We start from the raw sequence: 17,789 nt of genomic DNA on the forward strand, positions 1-17,789 counted from the left end.
CTTATCAAGCGCCGTAAACCGGCAGCCTGGCGCAGATGGCCTTGACCTTCTCGCGAACCGCGTCGATCACGGCTTCGTTGTTCAGGTCTGCCAGGATGTCGCAGATCCAGCCGGCCAGTTCCTTGCACTCTGCTTCCTTGAAGCCGCGAGTGGTCACTGCCGGGGTGCCGAAGCGCAGGCCGGAGGTGACGAACGGGGAGCGTGGGTCGTTCGGAACGGAGTTCTTGTTGACGGTGATGAAGGCACGACCCAGAGCGGCGTCGGCGTCTTTACCGGAGATGTCCTGTTTGATCAGCGACAGCAGGAACAGGTGGTTCTCGGTACCGCCGGAGACGACGTCGAAACCACGCTCGATGAATACACCGGCCATGGCCTTGGCGTTTTTCACCACTTGCTGCTGGTAGGTCTTGAACTCAGGCTGCAACGCTTCCTTGAAGCAAATGGCCTTGGCTGCGATGACGTGCTCCAGCGGGCCGCCCTGGGAGCCAGGGAATACAGCGGAGTTCAGCTTCTTCTCGATATCGGCGTTGGCGCGAGCCAGGATCAGGCCGCCACGTGGACCGCGCAGGGTCTTGTGCGTGGTGGTGGTCACGACGTCGGCGAATGGCACCGGGTTCGGGTAGACGCCTGCGGCGACCAGACCGGCTACGTGAGCCATGTCGACGAACAGGTACGCACCGACCTTGTCAGCGATTGCGCGGAAACGCGGGAAGTCGAGGATCTGCGAGTAGGCAGAGAAACCGGCGACGATCATTTTCGGTTTGTGCTCGACTGCCAGGCGTTCGACTTCGTCGTAGTCGATCATGCCGTTGCCGTCGATGCCGTACTGAACGGCGTTGTACAGCTTGCCCGAGGACGAAACGCTGGCGCCGTGGGTCAGGTGACCACCGTGAGCCAGGCTCATGCCCAGAATGGTGTCGCCGCCTTGCAGCAGGGCCAGGTAGACCGCCGAGTTGGCTTGCGAACCCGCGTGTGGCTGGACGTTGGCGTAATCGGCGCCGAACAGTTCCTTGGCGCGGTCGATGGCCAGTTGCTCGATAACGTCGACGTACTCGCAACCACCGTAGTAGCGCTTGCCCGGATAGCCTTCGGCGTACTTGTTGGTCAGGACCGAGCCCTGAGCTTCCATGACGGCCGGACTGGTGTAGTTTTCCGAGGCAATCAGCTCGATGTGTTCTTCCTGACGCAGAGCTTCTTGCTCCATGGCGGCAAACAGATCGGCGTCGTACTTGGCGATAGTCAAATCACGGCTGAACATGGCAGTCCTCAAGGGGGCATGGCGGAAAAGGCGACTATTCTACCCCATCGGGTTTTATCTGGCATATGAAAGGCAGTCATCTTGAACAGTGAAGGGGTTCACGCAGCCCGGTAAAAGGCGCGTGATCCTGGGTTTTGTGGGCTTCTGGAGGCAAAACTCCCTTCGCATCAACCCGCATCAGCACTCAAGGGCGGCCTGCGTGCGGCCCACGGCTGGGCGCGTTCCAGTTGGCCGGCAAGGCTCAGCAAGGTCAGTTCGTCGCCAAACCGCGCGGCGAAGTGAGAACCCAGCGGCAGCGAATCGGCTGTCCAGTAGAGGGGCACGGACATGGCTGGCTGGCCAGTCGCGTTGAAGATCGCCGTGTAGGGCGAGTAGCTGTGCGAAAGCGCGATGAAGTCCTGCAGGGACCGGCTGTCGTCGTCGAAGGCCAACTCTCCCAGGCGAGGCGGGGCGCGGTTGAGCGTCGGGGTGAGAACAATGTCGTACTCTTCGAAGAAACCGGCCATCGCCCGGCCCAGTGCATGCATCGATTCGACCGCCGAAATGTAGCGCGTTGCAGGCAGTTGCCCGCGCTCGCGCAGAATGACACGGGTGCGCGGCTCCAGCTCTTCCATGGCCACCGGGAAGCCGCGCATTTTGCCCAGCAGATCGAGGTAGCCCTGAGTGTGTGAGCCGATGATGTCGAACGTCGCGTCGAGGAATTCAGGTAGCTGGACGGGCAAGGTAGCCGGAATCACGTAATGGCCGAGCGCCTCCAGCAAGGCCGCAGTGTGTTGCAGTGCAGCCAGGGCTTCCGGTTCAGCCGGCCACGGCGATATAGCCGAGACCAGAGCGATTTTCAGGCGCTTGGGATCGCGGCCTGCGGCGTGTGCAAAGGGCGTCGCAGGCATGGGCGCTGCATAGGGAGCCCCAGGATCACTCCCGGCAGTGGCGTCGAGCAGGGCGGCGCTGTCGCCTACCGACAGGGTAATTGCATGAGCCGTGCTCAGACCTGCCCAGCCCTCACCGACCATCGGGCCTGACGGCAGCAGCCCACGCGACGGCTTGAAGCCGAATACGCCGCAGCAGGAAGCCGGCACGCGAAGCGAGCCGCCGCCATCGTTGCCATGCGCGAAGGGGATGGCGCGCGCCGCAACCAGAGCGGCTGCACCGCCGCTGGAACCGCCCGCGCTGTATTGCGGGTTCCAGGGATTGCGGGTCGCGCCGAAGCGCTGCGATTCGGTGCTGTAGGACACACCGAATTCAGGCGCGGTGGTTGTCCCGATCAGTTGGCAGCCCGCCTGACGCAGTCGGCTGACGATTTCGCAATCGATGTCTGAGCGAAACTCGCCCAGCGCATGCGAGCCACTGGTCATGCGTGCCCCCGCCATCGGGGTGAACATGTCTTTCACCAGGGTCGGTACGCCGGCCATGACGCCCTGTCTGACGCTGCTCCCGGTCGCCTGACTACGCGCCTGATCGTAAAGCCTTTCGCTGACAGCATTCAGGCCTGGCTCGACCTGTTCGACCCGCGCGATAGCGGTTTCCAGCAGCTCGCCTGGGCTCACCTCGCCATTGCGTACCAGTGTTGCCAGGCCGCGGCCGTCCAGCGTATTGAATAATTCGTGCAGGTCTTTCATCGATCGTCTCCAGGATTGAAAGCGTGTCGTCGCGGTGCGTACGCCACTTAAAAGCTGATGCCGGTACGCAGCGCCACGGTGTAGCCCTCGGCACGGTTGCGGGCGTCGAACTCCTTGTAGGCGTGCAACCAGATGGGTGGCAGCCCGGCGCCGGGTTTGAAGTAGCTCACTGCAGGGCCTGCGGCGAGTACTCGGGCACGATTGCCGCGGGTCAGCCCCGGCGCGTCGTCGTCCGACAGCTGCCGGTAGTAGTAGCCGCCAATGCCGACGGTCCAGTCGCCCACATGCTGGCCCACTGCAAACTCATGTCGGTACTCAACGCCACTGCGGTAATCGGTGTCGGGGTTGCGCGCGTTTATATCGATCTGGAAACTCGAGGAAACCTCGAAGCCGCCGGGTGAAATGTAGGTTGCATTCAACAGCGGAGAAACCGTCCAGTGGTTGGTGCCAGGGCTGACCAGACGGTTTTTGTCATAGTCCCCGGTGGGCGCCTGAAACATCAGTTGGGTATTGATGCCCAGCCCCGGCCCGAGCTTCCAGTCCAGGATGATCGGCACCACTTGCAGGTCCGCCTGGCGAAAGAGCGATGCACTGTCGCTGAATACCCGTTGCCCCCCTGCATTCACGCCCAGGTCTGCATCCATCTTGAAAAAGATCGGCACCACCGCGAAACCATAGCGGGCACCGAGAAACTCCTGCTCGGTCATTCGCAAGTAGGCGAGGCCGATCGCCAGGACGTTGATCTGGAAATCGTTGGGGCTGTCCTTGCCGTGGCTGTCCTTGATGACATCCGCATGGTAGTTACTGATGCGCGTGCCGACGGTGCCATTGGCAGTGGAGGGCGGCATGAAGCCTGCGCCAAAGTCGAAAACGCCAGCGGCTGTCGTGGGCGCAGCGTTTTCGGTGGCGCAGGCCGTGGACGATAACCACAGGATCGCCATGGCGAGTCCTGAAGCGCTAAGGAAGTGGTTTTTTAATGACATCGGTAAGTGCCTTGTTATTTTTATGGGCGAGCACGGCCCTCCCTTGCGGGGTGGCAGTTATTGGAAAAACCGGAAATGGGGGGTAGAACGCGTTGGCGTCAGCTGTCAGTCAAATGCAGTAACTGAGCGATCTGCGCTTTACGGGTGACACCGAGCTTGTTGTAGATCTTTCTCAAGTGGTGCCGGACTGTGCAGGGCGACATACCGATGTTGCGTGCGACTTCCTTGTAAGTCTGGCCGACCGCAAAGCCTCGGGCGACCTGAAGTTCGCGCGTGCTCAACAGCTCCAGACTGCTGCGTCGGCGCGCCGTCAGTAGAACGAGGTCGCCTACGGGCTGCGACGTGATGTGCAGGTTCTGACTCGAATAGCCCTCTTGGGGGTTGCACTGTCGAGGCAGGCGATTGGACGGTCTGTCAGGCCATTCCGAGCCCAGCATCGACGAGAATGCAGGCTCCATGGAAAGCAGCACGCCGTAACGATCGCTCACCGCCATGGCGGTCTCGTCGTAAGCACCCTGGGTTTCCCGCAGGGTCGTGAGCGTGCGCAGATAACTGGCCTGTTCGGCGGCGACTAGATGCGGCATCAGCCACTCGATCAGGCGCTTGTCCAAGGGCGAAAAGGGCGTGTGGTCGGCCGAGCGAAACAGCGTCAAATGCACACCCTGCTGGGTGTGCGGGTCGGTCAGGACAATGCCCAGCGCGAAGCAAAGGTCGTACTGGCGTCCGAGTTCGGCAAGCGCGGAAGGTGCATCCGCTGCCGTGCAGTGAATGACCTGACAGACGCCCTGGGTCTGATGCATTCTGCCGACGCTGGCGTCCGAGGTCTTGAGTTGCTCCCACTCGGCGGCGTAACCGCTGGGCAGGCCGAGCAAAAAGGAACTGTGCTCGACGGGCCAGTTGTCACGCCAGGTGGATCTTCCCCACCAGGCCTTGTCGAACTGCACCAGCGCGCGCACCCGCTCAAGCGCCTGTTGATGGAACGTAGAGATCGACGCGCTGCTGACCTCGGTCTGAAGCTCGAGAATCACCTCGTTCAAGGCTTCAACGACCTGACAGGAAACACTGTCCAGGGATGTTGTATCGCTGATCATGCTACCCCCTTGTGTTCTTTGTTATGGGTAGAGCGCTCGCTGTCATTGACGCTGTGCGAGGCAGTGGCTCAAGTCTACTCATATTCAAGGGTTCGGCTATCGTTCAAATGTACGATGGCCGGGGCGCCAGGCTTGCCCTCAATCCAGCATGAACAATGCGTCATTGCTGAATTGCGCTTCGAACTGCGCGGGGGGCATCGGGCGGCCGAACAGGTAGCCCTGCACTTCGTCGCAGTCATGTTCGCGAAGAAACTCCAGCTGCTCATGGGTCTCCACGCCTTCGGCGATCACCGAGAGGTTCAGGCTGTGGGCCATGGCGATGATAGCGCGGGCGATCTGGGCGTCCTGCTCGCCGGACGGCAGGCCATCGACGAAGGTGCGGTCGATCTTCAGTACGTCGATCGGGAACTGTTTGAGGTAGTTCAGCGACGAGTAGCCGGTGCCGAAGTCATCGACTGCGATGCTCAGGCCAAGGTTTTTGAGGCCATCGAGGATCTGCATGGCCTCGTTGACCTCGCGCATCAGGATGCTTTCGGTCAGTTCCAGCTCCAGGCAGGCGGGCGACAGGCCGGTCTGTTCGAGTATATGGGCGATACGCTTGCCGAGCTGACCGTCCGAGAACTGCCGTGCCGAGATGTTGACCGACACCTTGGGCACGCGAACCCTGGCCTGATGCCAGTGTTTGAGTTGGCGGCAGGCTTCGGTCAGGACCCAGTCGCCGACCTCCACGACCAGCCCGAGCTCTTCGAGCACCGGGATGAAGTCGTTGGGCGGCACCAGTCCGCGGCGTGGATGGCGCCAGCGCAACAGGGCTTCCGCGCCCGTCAGGCGTTTGCCGTCGCCGCTGAACTGCGGTTGGTAGAAGAGGGTGAACTCCTTCTGCTCCAGGGCATGGCGCAAGTCGCTTTCCAGCTCCAGACGCTCCAGAGCCGTGGCATTCATGTCCGCCTGATAGAACTGGAAGTTGTTCTTGCCGCGCTCTTTGGCGTGATACATCGCCGTGTCGGCGTTCTTCATCAACTGACTCAGTTCCTTGCCGTCCTGCGGGCTGAGGGCAATGCCGATACTGGCGGTCACGAAGAACTCGCGGCCTTCCAGTACAAACGGCGTAATCAGGCTGGTCAGAATGCGTTCGGCAACGTGAATGGCGCGATTCAGCGCGGCTTCGCGGGTTTCATCCGGTTCCAGGAGCAGGGTGAATTCATCACCCCCCATGCGCGCCACAGTGTCGTCAACCGACACACAGGCGAGCAGCCGCGTGGCCATTTCCTGCAACATCCGGTCGCCGGCAGCATGGCCCAGTGAGTCATTGATCGGTTTGAAACGGTCGAGGTCGAGGAACATCAGCACGACCCAGGCCTGTTGGCGTTCGGCGTGCTGCAGTGCCGAATGCAGGCGATCCTGGAAGAGGGTGCGGTTGGGCAGGTGAGTCAGCGCGTCGTAGTACGCCAGACGGTGGATCCGGTCCTCGCTGGCCTTGCGTTCGCTGATATCGCTGAAGAAGCACACGTAGCTGGCCAGATCGCCTTCATCGTCGAGGACTGCGGTAATGCCGACCCAGGCCGGATAGTGCTCGCCGTTACGGCGCTTGAGCCTGATTTCACCTTCCCACGTGCCTTGTCCGTTCAACTGCCTGAGGATATGGCGCAGGCGGGTTTCCTGTTCGGATTCCACGGTGAGCATGCCCGGCAACTGATCGAGCACCTGGGCCACTTCATAGCCACTGACGCGGGTAAAGGCCTCGTTGGCCTGCACGATATAGCCGGCGGGGTCGGTAATCAGAATGGCGGAAGTCGAATGCTCGAATACCGTGGCAGCCATGCGCAGGTCTTTCTCGGCCCGACGCTGCTGACTGATGTCCCTGCCCACGCCGAAGATGCCCTCGAAATTGCCGTGTTCGCCCCACACCAGAACCACGCGCAGTTCCACCGGGATCTTGCTACCGTCGGCACGCAGGCAGTCGAAAAGGAACATTCGGATGGTGACTTCTTCGCGCAGCCTGGCGAGTTCCTGAGGTTTGTCGAGGACCTTGTCGATGCGGTCCATGAGTGCATCAAAACCGACTATTTGCTGGGGGTTGGCAATGGCGGCGGACCAGCCGTTCTGCAGGATCCACTCGGCGCTGTAGCCCAGTGCACGTTCTACCGAAGGGCTGACGTAGTTGACTGCCAGCCGGCCGTCGGTGGAGAAAATCACATCGCTGATGCTTTCAGCGAGCATGCGGTAACGCTGTTCGCTGTCACGCAGCGACTGGCTGGACGCGACCTGCTCGGTAATGTCCTTGGCAATGCCTATGATACGGGTGACCCGGTCCTCTGCATCCCAGGCCAGCGCCTGCTCGCGAATGTCGAAAGACCGCCAGTTGCTCTCGCGATCCCGAAAGCGCAGCACGCGTTGCAGTAATTCATTGTGCCCGTGGTGACGCTGGCGCAGGCGCATGTCCTGATAGTTTCGGGCGTCGTCGGGGTGCAGCAGGACTTCCCAGAAGAACTCGCCCATGGCGTTCAGTTCTGACTTGCTGTAACCCAGCGTGTAGCCGAAGTGGTGGTTGCTGTAGATCACCCGCTGGCTGAGCACGTCCTGAACGTACAAATGGTCCGGTACGGTTCTTACCACGTCGGACCAGAAGCTCTCGCGGTCCAGCAACGAAAGCTCGACCTGTTTACGGCTGGTGATGTCGCCAATGCTGAGAATCACGGCATCGAAGTCGCTGCGTGTCTCGGGCAGGCGCATGACCAGCCACAGGTGCTGATCCTGACCGTCTGCGCGGGTCAGACAGATTTCCAGTTCCAGCCGTGGCTGCCCGGTGAGAACCGCCTGAATGATCGGAATGCCGACGCCCGGACGCGAGCGCGATTCGCCCTCGATCAACGGTTGCCATGCCTGTTCGCTGTGCTCGATGTTCAGCAGGCTTAGGGCAACTTCGTTGAGTTCGCTGATGTGCAATTGCTGCAACAGGCGTCTAAGGGATGCCGGCTGGCTCTTGAGCAGACGCTCGAAGTCCTCTTCGCTACTGACCTCGAGTGCTTCCAGTTGCTCCTGAAGGCCGGACATGTCCATTACACAGATTGCAACGCCCGCGCCCTCGAAGATATCCCGGTAGCGGCGTCGGCTCTGCAGCATCTGGCGCTGGCGTCTGCGCAGGCTCATCAGCGCGATCAACGGCAGAATCGAAAGCAGCAGGCCGATCAGGCACTTGCCGATCAGTGGCGCAAGCAGTTCGCTGCGGGCCTTGTAGGTGTCGAACAGCCCTCGCAGTTGCCAGTCACTGTTGTTCAGCGGTTGAAGCAGGATGGTGTCGGACAGGCCACTGTCCGCTTCGTTGGCGGGCACCGGTTCATGGAGGATGACCCGCTGCGTCTTGCGCTGTTCGAGACGCCACAGGTGCTGAAAGTCCTGAGCCGGCTGGCTGGCAAGTTCCTTCAAGGCTTCGGGCGCCACGCGCAATGCCCAGTAATCGCCGCTCACGCCGTTGCCCAGGCGAATCAGTACATAGATCTGGTTGCCGTCTTCGGAGCCGGTATAGAAGTAGGGGCGACCCCGCGCCTGTTTCATGGCTTGTTCGAGAAACTCACCGTCGCGCGAGGCCTCGGCGCTGTCACTGACAATCTCACCCTCCGGGTTCAGGCGAGCGACGCTGCGCAGCGCGGGCAGGGCAGTGCGCAGGTTCAGCAGCGTCGTAGGCTGCTCCAGCCGCTCCCCGGAGGATAGCGCCTCGTCCAGCAGATTCATGGCGATCTGCGCCTTGAGCGCCATGTTCAGACTCATCCGGTCGGAAAGCTGGACGCTGTACTCCAGACTGCGCTGGCGCTGGCGCTCCTGAGTCTGGTGAAACTGCTCGATCAGTTGCCAGAGCAACAGGGCAAGCACCACCAGTACCAGCCCCGCCAGCATACCTTTCACTGACCCACGCAAAGGCCTGGTCGCACTGTCTTTAGCGACACTGGATGAGGACAGAGGCGTTGAAGTGGGCAAATCGCTGTTCCTGACTGCTGGACTGAAGCAGTGATGCTTTATGTAAAATAGCTGGGTCGGCCGAAGAGGGCGGCTAGCATGCCTTTAGTTGTGGCAAAGTGCCAGTCCTGTTGGGCCGTATCGTTTGCCCTGCACGCAGCATTCGGGTAGCTTTGCGCAACGCGTGGTATCCACCGACTCCTGCATGAGTGACTCCACTTTTTGCAATATCAATCAGGCTTTATATTTGCCAGCACTGGCCCGATATGTTTCCAACTGAGTTTATTCAAGGCTCGGAACGGTCTCGCGGCAAGTCTCAAGGACAAATAAAAGCTTTTTTCCGGCCGGAGCTTTAAGCTCGTTACCCAAATCGGTCCTCATTACAGACGCTAGGTTTTCATTTCATGGCTCAATACGTCTACACCATGCATCGGCTGAGCAAAGTTGTGCCGCCGAAGCGTGAAATCCTGAAAAACATCTCTCTGTCTTTTTTCCCCGGTGCCAAGATCGGTGTGCTGGGCCTCAACGGCTCGGGTAAATCCACGCTGTTGAAAATCATGGCGGGTGTCGACACCGAGTTTGATGGCGAAGCGCGTCCGATGCCGGAGCTCAATGTGGGTTATCTGCCGCAGGAGCCACAACTTGACCCGAACAAGACGGTCCGTGAGGTCGTGGAAGAGGCGGTCAGCGTGATCAAGGACGCCCAGGCGCGTCTCGATCAGGTCTACGCCGAATATGCCGAGCCGGACGCCGATTTCGACAAGCTGGCGGCCGAGCAGGCCAAGCTCGAATCCATCCTGCAGGCCAGCGATGGCCATAACCTGGAGCGTCAGCTGGAAGTCGCCGCCGACGCGCTGCGCCTGCCGGCCTGGGATGCGAAGGTTGCGGTCCTTTCCGGTGGCGAAAAGCGCCGTGTCGCGCTGTGCCGCCTGCTGCTCTCCGCACCGGACATGCTGCTCCTCGACGAACCGACCAACCACCTGGATGCCGACTCTGTCGCCTGGCTGGAGCATTTCCTCCACGACTTCCCGGGGACTGTGGTTGCCATCACGCACGACCGTTACTTCCTGGATAACGTGGCTGGCTGGATTCTGGAACTCGACCGCGGCGCGGGCATTCCTTACGAGGGCAACTATTCGGGCTGGCTTGAAGCCAAGTCCGACCGCCTGGCGCAGGAATCCAAGCAGCAGACCGCTCACGAAAAAGCCATGAAAGACGAGCTGGAATGGGTCCGCAAGGGTGCCAAGGCGCGTCAGTCCAAATCCAAGGCGCGTCTGCAACGCTTCGAAGAAATGCAGTCGCAGGAATTCCAGAAGCGCAGCGAGACCAACGAGATCTACATCCCGGCCGGTCCGCGTCTGGGCGACAAGGTTATCGAGTTCAAGAACGTCACCAAGGGCTATGGCGACCGCGTGTTGATCGACAACCTGTCGTTCTCCATGCCCAAAGGCGCCATCGTGGGTGTGATCGGCGGTAACGGTGCCGGTAAGTCGACGTTGTTCCGCATGCTGATGGGCAAGGAACAGCCGGACTCGGGTAGCATCGAAGTCGGTGAAACCGTGCAGCTGGCCTGCGTGGACCAGAGCCGTGATGACCTGGACGGCAGCAAGTCGGTATTCCAGGCAGTGTCAGACGGTTCCGATGTGATCCGTATCGGCAACTATGAGATTCCGTCGCGTACCTATGTCGGTCGCTTCAACTTCAAGGGTGGCGATCAGCAGAAGTTCGTCAAGGACTTGTCCGGTGGTGAGCGTGGTCGTCTGCACCTGGCGTTGACCCTGAAAGAGGGCGGCAACGTGCTGCTGCTCGACGAACCGTCCAACGATCTTGACGTGGAAACCCTGCGTTCACTGGAGGAAGCGCTGCTGGACTTCCCGGGCGCTGCCATTGTGATCTCTCACGATCGGTGGTTCCTTGACCGTGTCGCCACGCACATCCTGGCGTACGAAGACGATTCGCAAGCGATCTTCTTCGAAGGCAACTACACCGAGTATGAAGCGGATCGCAAGAAGCGTCTGGGCGAAGCTGCTGCTCAACCGCATCGAGTGCGTCACAAAAAGCTGGCCTGATCAGCGTTCAGGCACGCGCCGCTCTTTGCAAGGAGCGGCGCTGCCGTCGGTTGGCCTGGCTCACGCGTCAGGTTCGATCAGCAACACTTCAATCGACTGATCGCCCGCCGGGCGCTGCCACAACACTTCATCGCCTTTCTGCGCGCCAATCAGGGCGCGGCCCAGTGGCGACCCCCAATTGATCAGCCCTTTGGCTGCATCGGCCTGATCCTCTCCGACCAAGTGCACGCGCTGCTGGTTATCCTGTTCATCCGCGAACGTCACCCAGCTGCCGATCTGCACTTTTTCGGTCGACACGGCCGGTGCGACGACCTGCGCGCTTTGCAGGCGCTGATTGAAGTAACGCAAATCGCGTTCAAGGTCGGCCAGTCGCTGCTTGTCCGCCGCTTCGCCCAACGCAGTTTGCGTACTGTGCTGCGCCTGCAGGCTGCTGACGTGTTTCTTCAACAAGGTCAGGCCTTCGGCAGTAACGTAGTTGATCTGTGTGCTGACCAGCCGCTCTACCGGTTGCTCGGCCTCGGCGGCAGCGTTGTCTTCGTTTACGAATGCGCGGCTCATGAAATGTCCTCCCTAATAGGCTTTGGGCCACAGCAGGGCATCATTGGTTTCGTCGAATTGCGCAAGTGTCGGATCAGTTCGGGCGGTAGGCCTTGGCGGCACTTCGGGTCTTTTCCCGCTCCCAGGCGCGGTCACGCTCATTGAAGACCTGACCGGGATCGAGCCGGTCGCGATTGTCCTGGGACGTCTCGCACTGACGAAAGCCATCGGTCCAGCCTTCGGCGTAGAGCTTGTCTTTCAGGTAACGGGGCACGTTCTTGCGGAATTGGCCGGTAGTGGCGCCTGCTGCGTCCCTGCCGCTGCTGCAGCCATCCTGATAGCCGTCTGCAAAACCCGGCGGATAACCCTCGGCCAGCATCTGGTCACGGGTGGACTGACAACCCGCCAGCACGATGGCCAGCGACAACAACAGCCAATACCGCTTCATGGTGATTCCCTCTGCTTATGAGAGGAGTCTAGAAGGTAAATTGTGAGTTATTCGTAAAAGCGATGTAGGGAGCGTGTAACGGCAGTGTGCTTTTATTTTCGGCGAACACTGCCAGCGATTCACTACTGACCCGGTCAGTAGTGATACCACTTCACCTCGAGCATCACCTCGTTCTGCGGCGAGCTCATCTGGCTGAATTCGCGCTGGGCGCTCAGGCGCAGGCCGAGGTTGCGGGACAGTTCCCATTGCTGGTTGAGGCTGAAGCTGCGGCGTACTTCGCCGTTGGTGAAATAGTCGCCCTTGGCTTCCAGGCTGAGGTTGCCCAGCGGGTTGCGCCACAGCACGCCAGTGTTGAAGCCTGCGGCAGGGGAGATGAATTCGGCGAAATCGTTGTTGTGCTCGACCCGCACGGTGCCCAATGCAAAGCCGAGCATGTCGTCGGCCAGCTGCCAGGTGCCGCCGCCACCACCGTTGACGTGGCTGACCAGGTTTTCGTCGCCGTGCTTGCCGAGAACCCGTTCCAGACCGCCGGTGACTTGCCATGACCAGGGTTTGAGCAGCTCGGTACGCGGAGTCAGTGAGCGAATGGTCGCCAGGTCCAGTTGCTGCACCTGCCAGTCATTGCCTTCGTACTGACGCACCTTGAGCTGAAGAATCTCGATCTGCGCGCCCAGCGGGAAGCCATAGGCGTTGTCGTTCAGGTCGTGATAGGCCATGCGCAGGCCATATTCGGCAAACGCCTTGTCACCGCGTGTGCCCGCTCCCAGCTGCCAGGTGCGTGATTCATGGCCTTCTTCCGGCAGGCCGGGGCGCGGGATGTCCAGTTGTGGCGGCGGGTTCTGATTGATCGCCTGCAACAGCTCGAAGCTGCGTTGCGAGCGTTGCGTATCGCGCTCAAGACCGTTGGCGCGGTAACGCTCCAGACGATAGGCGGCGTCCTGAATCAACGCGCGGCGTTCTTTGGGCTGCGCGAGGTACTCGCTGTTCTGCAGTTGTTTCTGATCGGCGCTGACCTTCAATACCCACTGTTGCTCGTCTGCATCGAGCGGTTCTGCGCGGCTCAGCAACTCGCGTTCGCGTGACGGGCGATAGTCGATCTTCTCCACCAGCCCGGAGGCCTTGATCGCCTTGACCGTATCGGTCGGAATCGCAGTCAGGCCGAACTGATCAGTAAGCTTCAGGCCAGGGCGGGCGACTTGCAGCAATTCCAGCAGCCGGTAGGAGCAGTTTTCGTCGAAGAAGAAATAACTGAAGCGGATCTGTTTCAGCTCCCAGACGTGCTCGACCATGCGCCCGGTTTCTTCCGCAGTCAGGTTCAGCCGGTATTCCCACAGGTCACGGTTTTCCAGGCTGCGGTATTCCGAGAGTTTTTCCTGATACGGCACCAGCGCAAACAACCCCGGGTAGCCGCCTGCCAGACCTTTCCACGCATACAGAATGCTGTTGTCCATGCCTTCGATGTAGGCACCGAAGTTGATCGCGTAGCTCAGCAAGGTGGTGTTGTTGGTCTTCGCGCTGGCCGGATCGATGCGCAGCAGCGTATGGCCAAACATCGACGAGGGACTGTTGAGGTACGCGGCCGGGAAAATCAGCACCGTGCTGTCCGGGGCCACATCCTTGTACCAGGCCTTGAATTCCTTGCAGTCCGGGGTCGGCAGGTCCGTCAGGTGCAACTGGTCACGCAGCCAGCGGGTGCGTGCCGGGTACACGCACTGGGCGTGGGTCTGCTCATTGCTGACCGGTGCGTAAATAGCGTTGAGTGTAGCGCTCAGCTCCGCCTGCGGGTCGTGTGCACCGTTGGCGGCTAGAAAGAATTTCGGGTCTGTGACATAGCTGCGCCAGCCACCGAGCTTGCCGGCTTCGTAGTGACCCAGGGAAATCCAGAACGGCTGATTGGCCAATTGCTGCAAACGGTCAGCGCTGGCATGAGGTGCCGCGCACAAGGGGGCACAGACAAACAGCGCCAGTGATACAAGACGTTTGAGCATAGAGGGCAACTAGTCAGAAAAGGGGATCCCGCCCTTTACGAAGAAAGGGCGGGCGAACGACTTTAAGCCTGGGTAGCGTACTTGGCCAGAGTCGGATCGTTTTTCAGAACATTGACGGTGTTGGTGTGAACGTCTTCGGCAGTGGCGTCGGCCTTGCTGAAGATTTGCGAGAAGTGCTCGTGAGTGACGGCGGCGAAGTGCTCGCGGTCTTCTGGTGCAACGCCCAGTACCACAGCGTAGGTCGTCAGAGCTTCGCCCTGACCCATAGCCATGTCCTTGGAGAGTTCATCCATCATGCCGTTCATGGCAAGCCAGGATTTACCGCCATAGGTCAGTGCGCCGTTGGTGGAGCAGCCGTTAGTGCCGGAGGTCATGCCGAAGGTGGCGTTACCCGAAGTACCGTTGGTGGTCGAAGCCAGGAAGTGAGCTGGAGTACCGCGTTGACCTTCAAACAGCATGTTGCCCCAACCGCAGTCAGGACCGCCTGGTGCTTGAGCCATAGCGTTGATCGATACAGCGGCGAAGAGCGTTCCAAGAAGAATCCGTTTCATAGCTTTTTCTCTTTTTAGTTCAGCCAAGGGTCGAGTTTCTTGAGTCGTTACATCAAGACAGACGGCCAACCAGCAACCACCTGTTCAGTTTGGAGTTTAGGCACGTTCCAAGGGTTCCGTCATCGATTACAGATTATTGCTTGAAAAAGGCTTTTTTCAGGACGCGGCTCATGGCAGTACCCACGCAAATGCCTTTCGGCTCTTTCCTGCCTTGCAAGTCGTGTACAGCGAGCGCCAGAATGCCGACATCTGCCCCGCCTGATGTAAGGATTACTGATGCCCGATTCTGTCGCAGCCAACCTACGCCTGGCGCCCAACGCGCTGACCCGTCCGTTTTCCGCTGAGCAGTTCAGCTTTGCGACCACCCACGAGCTCGAACCCTTTCGCGGTGTCCTTGGCCAGGAGAGAGCCGTAGAGGCCCTGCAGTTCGGCGTTGCCATGCCGCGCCCCGGTTACAACGTGTTTGTCATGGGTGAGCCCGGCACCGGGCGCTTTTCGTTCGTCAAACGCTACCTCAAGGCCGAAGGCAAGCGGATGCAGACGCCGTCGGACTGGGTCTACGTCAACAACTTCGACGAGCCCCGCGAGCCAAAGGCCCTGGAGCTGCCGCCTGGTACCGCTCATGAGTTCACCGCCGACATCGGCGGCCTGATCGACAACCTGCTGGTGACCTTCCCGGCGGTTTTCGAGCATCCCTCGTATCAGCAGAAGAAAAGCTCGATCGACCGCGCGTTCAATCAGCGCTACGACCGCGCACTTGATGTCATCGAGCGCCTGTCGCTGGAAAAAGACATCGCGCTGTATCGCGACAGCTCCAACATCGCGTTCACGCCGATGGCCGATGGCAAGGCGCTGGACGAGGCCGAGTTTTCGCAACTGCCCGAAGCGGATCGCGAGCGCTTCCATGAAGATATCTCCGCGCTCGAGGAGCGTCTCAACGAAGAGCTGGCCAGCCTGCCGCAGTGGAAGCGCGAGTCCAACAATCAGCTGCGTCAGTTGAATGAAGAAACCATCACCCTGACCCTGCAACCCTTGCTGGCACCGCTTTCGGAAAAATACGCCGAGAATGCTGCGGTCTGCGCCTATCTGCAGGCCATGCAGGTGTACCTGCTCAAGACTCTGGTCGAGCAATTGGTCGATGATGCCAAGACCGACGCCCAGGCGCGCAAGCTGCTGGAAGAGCAGTACAGCCCGAGTCTGGTGGTCGGGAATACCCGTGATGGCGGTGCGCCGGTGGTTTTCGAGCAGCACCCCACCTATGACAACCTGTTCGGGCGCATCGAATACAGCACCGATCAGGGCGCGCTGTACACCACCTACCGGCAACTGCGCCCCGGCGCGCTGCATCGCGCCAACGGCGGTTTCCTGATTCTGGAGGCCGAAAAAATGCTTGGCGAGCCGTTCGTCTGGGATGCGCTCAAGCGTACCCTGCAATCGCGCAAGCTGAAGATGGAGTCGCCGCTGGGCGAGCTCGGCCGCGTTGCCACCGTGAGCCTGACGCCGCAGGTGATCCCGTGGAACGTCAAAATCATCATCATCGGTTCGCGCTCGCTGTACTACACCCTGCAGGACCTCGATCCTGACTTCCAGGAGATGTTCCGAGTGCTGGTCGACTTCGACGAAGAGATTCCGATGGTCGACGAGACGCTTGAGCAATTCGCTCAGTTGCTCAAGACCCGGACCTCGGAAGAGGGCATGGCGCCTTTGACCGCCGACGCGGTGGCAAGACTGGCGACTTACAGCGCCCGCTTGGCCGAGCATCAGGGGCGTTTGTCGGCGCGTATCGGTGATCTGTTCCAACTGGTCAGCGAGGCCGATTTCATCCGTCAGTTGGCCAATGACGACAAGACCGACGCCGGGCATATCGAGCGTGCGCTCAAGGCCAAGGCCACCCGTACCGGGCGGGTCTCGGCGCGGATTCTCGATGACATGATGGCTGGCGTGATCCTGATCGACACTGACGGCGCGGCAGTCGGCAAGTGCAACGGTCTGACGGTTCTGGAGGTCGGCGACTCGGCCTTCGGCGTACCCGCGCGCATTTCCGCGACGGTTTACCCGGGCGGCAGCGGGATCGTCGACATCGAGCGCGAGGTCAACCTTGGCCAGCCTATCCACTCCAAGGGCGTGATGATCCTTACCGGCTACCTCGGCAGCCGTTATGCCCAGGAATTCCCGCTGGCGATTTCCGCGAGCATCGCGCTCGAGCAGTCCTATGGGTACGTAGACGGCGACAGTGCGTCGCTGGGCGAGGTCTGCACGCTGATCTCGGCGCTGTCACGCACGCCACTCAAGCAATGCTTCGCGATTACCGGCTCCATCAACCAGTTTGGTGAAGTTCAGGCGGTGGGCGGGGTCAATGAAAAGATCGAGGGCTTCTTCCGCCTCTGCGAAGCACGTGGGCTGACCGGCGAGCAGGGCGCGATCATTCCGCACGCCAATGTCACCACGCTGATGCTGGATGAGCGTGTGGTGCAGGCTGTCCGTGCCGGGCAATTCCACATCTACGCGGTGCGTCAGGCCGATGAGGCGTTGAGTCTGCTGGTTGGCGAACCCGCCGGTGCGCCTGGCGAGCATGGCGAGTTCCCTGAAGGCAGCGTCAATGCGCGCGTGGTGGAGCGTCTGCGCGATATTGCAGAGATGCTCAGCGACGAAGACCTCAAGGAAGAGCTGGAAAAGGAGCCAGCGCAGTTGCAGCCTGAACTCAAGGTCTGACCGCGCAGGAGCCGGGCGGTGCGGGGCCGCCCGATGCTCCGTTCATCAGGGATAGTTTCTTGCAGGATGGTTTTCTTCTAGTCTGATGTGATCGCAGTGGCCAAAGTGATTGGCGTGCATCCTGCTTCATGAGAAGGATGAATACTGTTGCTGATCAGGAGCGCATCATGCAGCGTAGCCTTTGCCTTACCCGAGAATGCATGGGGCTGATGACCCGTATCGAGTGTGTCATCCGGCCTCTCCCTCATGACAGCGGACAGTGGATGGTGCTCTTCGCGGCCGGAATGGCCGAAGAACAGCCTTCCGCAATCAAGTCCCAGGGGCCTTTCAAGGGCCTGCCCGCAGCGCAATCGGTACTGACCAGCATTATCGAAAGCCTGTCGTTGCATGGCTACCAATGTGCCGATGACATCGCTATCTGGGCTTTGCACATCCAGGCCGAACTGCGCCGTATCGATAGCGACAGGACCGTCTGTCAGCGCTCATCGCTGTTCTAGTCTTCAATCCGTTTCCTCAGCCGTGGGCTTGCTGCCGCTGTGCGATATTTTGTCGCACGGTCAGAGCGGCGCATTACCGCTG

The 17,789-nt window shown here is 60.4% G+C and carries 12 protein-coding genes; 3 read left to right on the plus strand and 9 right to left on the minus strand.

Going from position 1 to position 17,789, the window contains the following annotated elements; all coding sequences use genetic code 11:
* Window positions 1–4: 4 nt before the first annotated feature.
* The 5 genes from glyA to BLR20_RS20370 all read right to left on the minus strand — a co-directional run bounded on the left by glyA (window position 5) and on the right by BLR20_RS20370 (window position 8,926).
* Window positions 5–1,258: a serine hydroxymethyltransferase gene (glyA, locus tag BLR20_RS20350; protein WP_010434456.1), complete on the minus strand. Its 1,254-nt coding sequence runs from the start codon at window positions 1,256–1,258 to the stop codon at window positions 5–7.
* 167 nt (window positions 1,259–1,425) lie between these two features.
* Window positions 1,426–2,877, minus strand: a complete 1,452-nt coding sequence (locus BLR20_RS20355; RefSeq protein WP_032615068.1) for an amidase — start codon at window positions 2,875–2,877, stop codon at window positions 1,426–1,428.
* Window positions 2,878–2,924: 47 nt separating this feature from the next.
* Window positions 2,925–3,860 carry a SphA family protein gene (locus BLR20_RS20360; protein WP_032615070.1) on the minus strand — a complete coding sequence of 312 codons (936 nt, stop codon included), beginning with the start codon at window positions 3,858–3,860 and terminating at the stop codon, window positions 2,925–2,927.
* A gap of 98 nt (window positions 3,861–3,958) precedes the next feature.
* Window positions 3,959–4,951 (minus strand): helix-turn-helix transcriptional regulator, encoded by a 993-nt coding sequence (locus BLR20_RS20365; RefSeq protein ID WP_032615071.1) that lies wholly within the window; start codon window positions 4,949–4,951, stop codon window positions 3,959–3,961.
* 138 nt (window positions 4,952–5,089) lie between these two features.
* Window positions 5,090–8,926: a sensor domain-containing protein gene (locus BLR20_RS20370; protein ID WP_054992782.1), complete on the minus strand. Its 3,837-nt coding sequence runs from the start codon at window positions 8,924–8,926 to the stop codon at window positions 5,090–5,092.
* A gap of 383 nt (window positions 8,927–9,309) precedes the next feature.
* Here BLR20_RS20370 and ettA point away from each other — a divergent pair, with 383 nt between their 5' ends.
* Entirely contained in the window at window positions 9,310–10,974 is a 1,665-nt protein-coding gene (gene ettA, locus BLR20_RS20375; RefSeq protein ID WP_010434472.1) for an energy-dependent translational throttle protein EttA, read from the plus strand.
* A gap of 60 nt (window positions 10,975–11,034) precedes the next feature.
* Here ettA and BLR20_RS20380 read toward each other — a convergent pair whose 3' ends face one another.
* The 4 genes from BLR20_RS20380 to BLR20_RS20395 form a co-directional block, all read right to left on the minus strand.
* Window positions 11,035–11,532: a GreA/GreB family elongation factor gene (locus BLR20_RS20380; protein ID WP_010434473.1), complete on the minus strand. Its 498-nt coding sequence runs from the start codon at window positions 11,530–11,532 to the stop codon at window positions 11,035–11,037.
* A 73-nt stretch (window positions 11,533–11,605) separates the two neighbouring features.
* Window positions 11,606–11,959 carry a lipoprotein gene (locus BLR20_RS20385; protein ID WP_032615078.1) on the minus strand — a complete coding sequence of 118 codons (354 nt, stop codon included), beginning with the start codon at window positions 11,957–11,959 and terminating at the stop codon, window positions 11,606–11,608.
* 134 nt (window positions 11,960–12,093) lie between these two features.
* Window positions 12,094–13,947, minus strand: a complete 1,854-nt coding sequence (locus BLR20_RS20390) for an Lnb N-terminal periplasmic domain-containing protein (protein WP_054992781.1) — start codon at window positions 13,945–13,947, stop codon at window positions 12,094–12,096.
* 62 nt (window positions 13,948–14,009) lie between these two features.
* Window positions 14,010–14,498, minus strand: coding sequence for a DUF3015 domain-containing protein (locus BLR20_RS20395; protein WP_002555221.1), 489 nt, complete (start codon window positions 14,496–14,498; stop codon window positions 14,010–14,012).
* 276 nt (window positions 14,499–14,774) lie between these two features.
* Between BLR20_RS20395 and BLR20_RS20400 the strand changes: the two genes are divergently transcribed.
* Both BLR20_RS20400 and BLR20_RS20405 read left to right on the plus strand, forming a co-directional pair.
* Window positions 14,775–17,210, plus strand: coding sequence for a Lon protease family protein (locus tag BLR20_RS20400; protein ID WP_054992780.1), 2,436 nt, complete (start codon window positions 14,775–14,777; stop codon window positions 17,208–17,210).
* Window positions 17,211–17,377: 167 nt separating this feature from the next.
* Window positions 17,378–17,707, plus strand: coding sequence for a PA4575 family protein (locus tag BLR20_RS20405; protein ID WP_033832756.1), 330 nt, complete (start codon window positions 17,378–17,380; stop codon window positions 17,705–17,707).
* Window positions 17,708–17,789 lie beyond the last annotated feature (82 nt).

The sequence above is a fragment of the Pseudomonas congelans genome, from assembly GCF_900103225.1.
Taxonomy (GTDB): domain Bacteria; phylum Pseudomonadota; class Gammaproteobacteria; order Pseudomonadales; family Pseudomonadaceae; genus Aquipseudomonas; species Aquipseudomonas congelans.

What these genes read in the sequence shown, in the direction of transcription:
- glyA (WP_010434456.1), bottom strand. Translation starts at nt 1,258, where the DNA reads ATGTTCAGCCGTGATTTGACTATCGCCAAGTACGACGCCGATCTGTTT.
- BLR20_RS20355 (WP_032615068.1), bottom strand. Translation starts at nt 2,877, where the DNA reads ATGAAAGACCTGCACGAATTATTCAATACGCTGGACGGCCGCGGCCTG.
- BLR20_RS20360 (WP_032615070.1), bottom strand. Translation starts at nt 3,860, where the DNA reads ATGTCATTAAAAAACCACTTCCTTAGCGCTTCAGGACTCGCCATGGCG.
- BLR20_RS20365 (WP_032615071.1), bottom strand. Translation starts at nt 4,951, where the DNA reads ATGATCAGCGATACAACATCCCTGGACAGTGTTTCCTGTCAGGTCGTT.
- ettA (WP_010434472.1), top strand. Translation starts at nt 9,310, where the DNA reads ATGGCTCAATACGTCTACACCATGCATCGGCTGAGCAAAGTTGTGCCG.
- BLR20_RS20380 (WP_010434473.1), bottom strand. Translation starts at nt 11,532, where the DNA reads ATGAGCCGCGCATTCGTAAACGAAGACAACGCTGCCGCCGAGGCCGAG.
- BLR20_RS20385 (WP_032615078.1), bottom strand. Translation starts at nt 11,959, where the DNA reads ATGAAGCGGTATTGGCTGTTGTTGTCGCTGGCCATCGTGCTGGCGGGT.
- BLR20_RS20390 (WP_054992781.1), bottom strand. Translation starts at nt 13,947, where the DNA reads ATGCTCAAACGTCTTGTATCACTGGCGCTGTTTGTCTGTGCCCCCTTG.
- BLR20_RS20395 (WP_002555221.1), bottom strand. Translation starts at nt 14,498, where the DNA reads ATGAAACGGATTCTTCTTGGAACGCTCTTCGCCGCTGTATCGATCAAC.
- BLR20_RS20400 (WP_054992780.1), top strand. Translation starts at nt 14,775, where the DNA reads ATGCCCGATTCTGTCGCAGCCAACCTACGCCTGGCGCCCAACGCGCTG.
- BLR20_RS20405 (WP_033832756.1), top strand. Translation starts at nt 17,378, where the DNA reads ATGCAGCGTAGCCTTTGCCTTACCCGAGAATGCATGGGGCTGATGACC.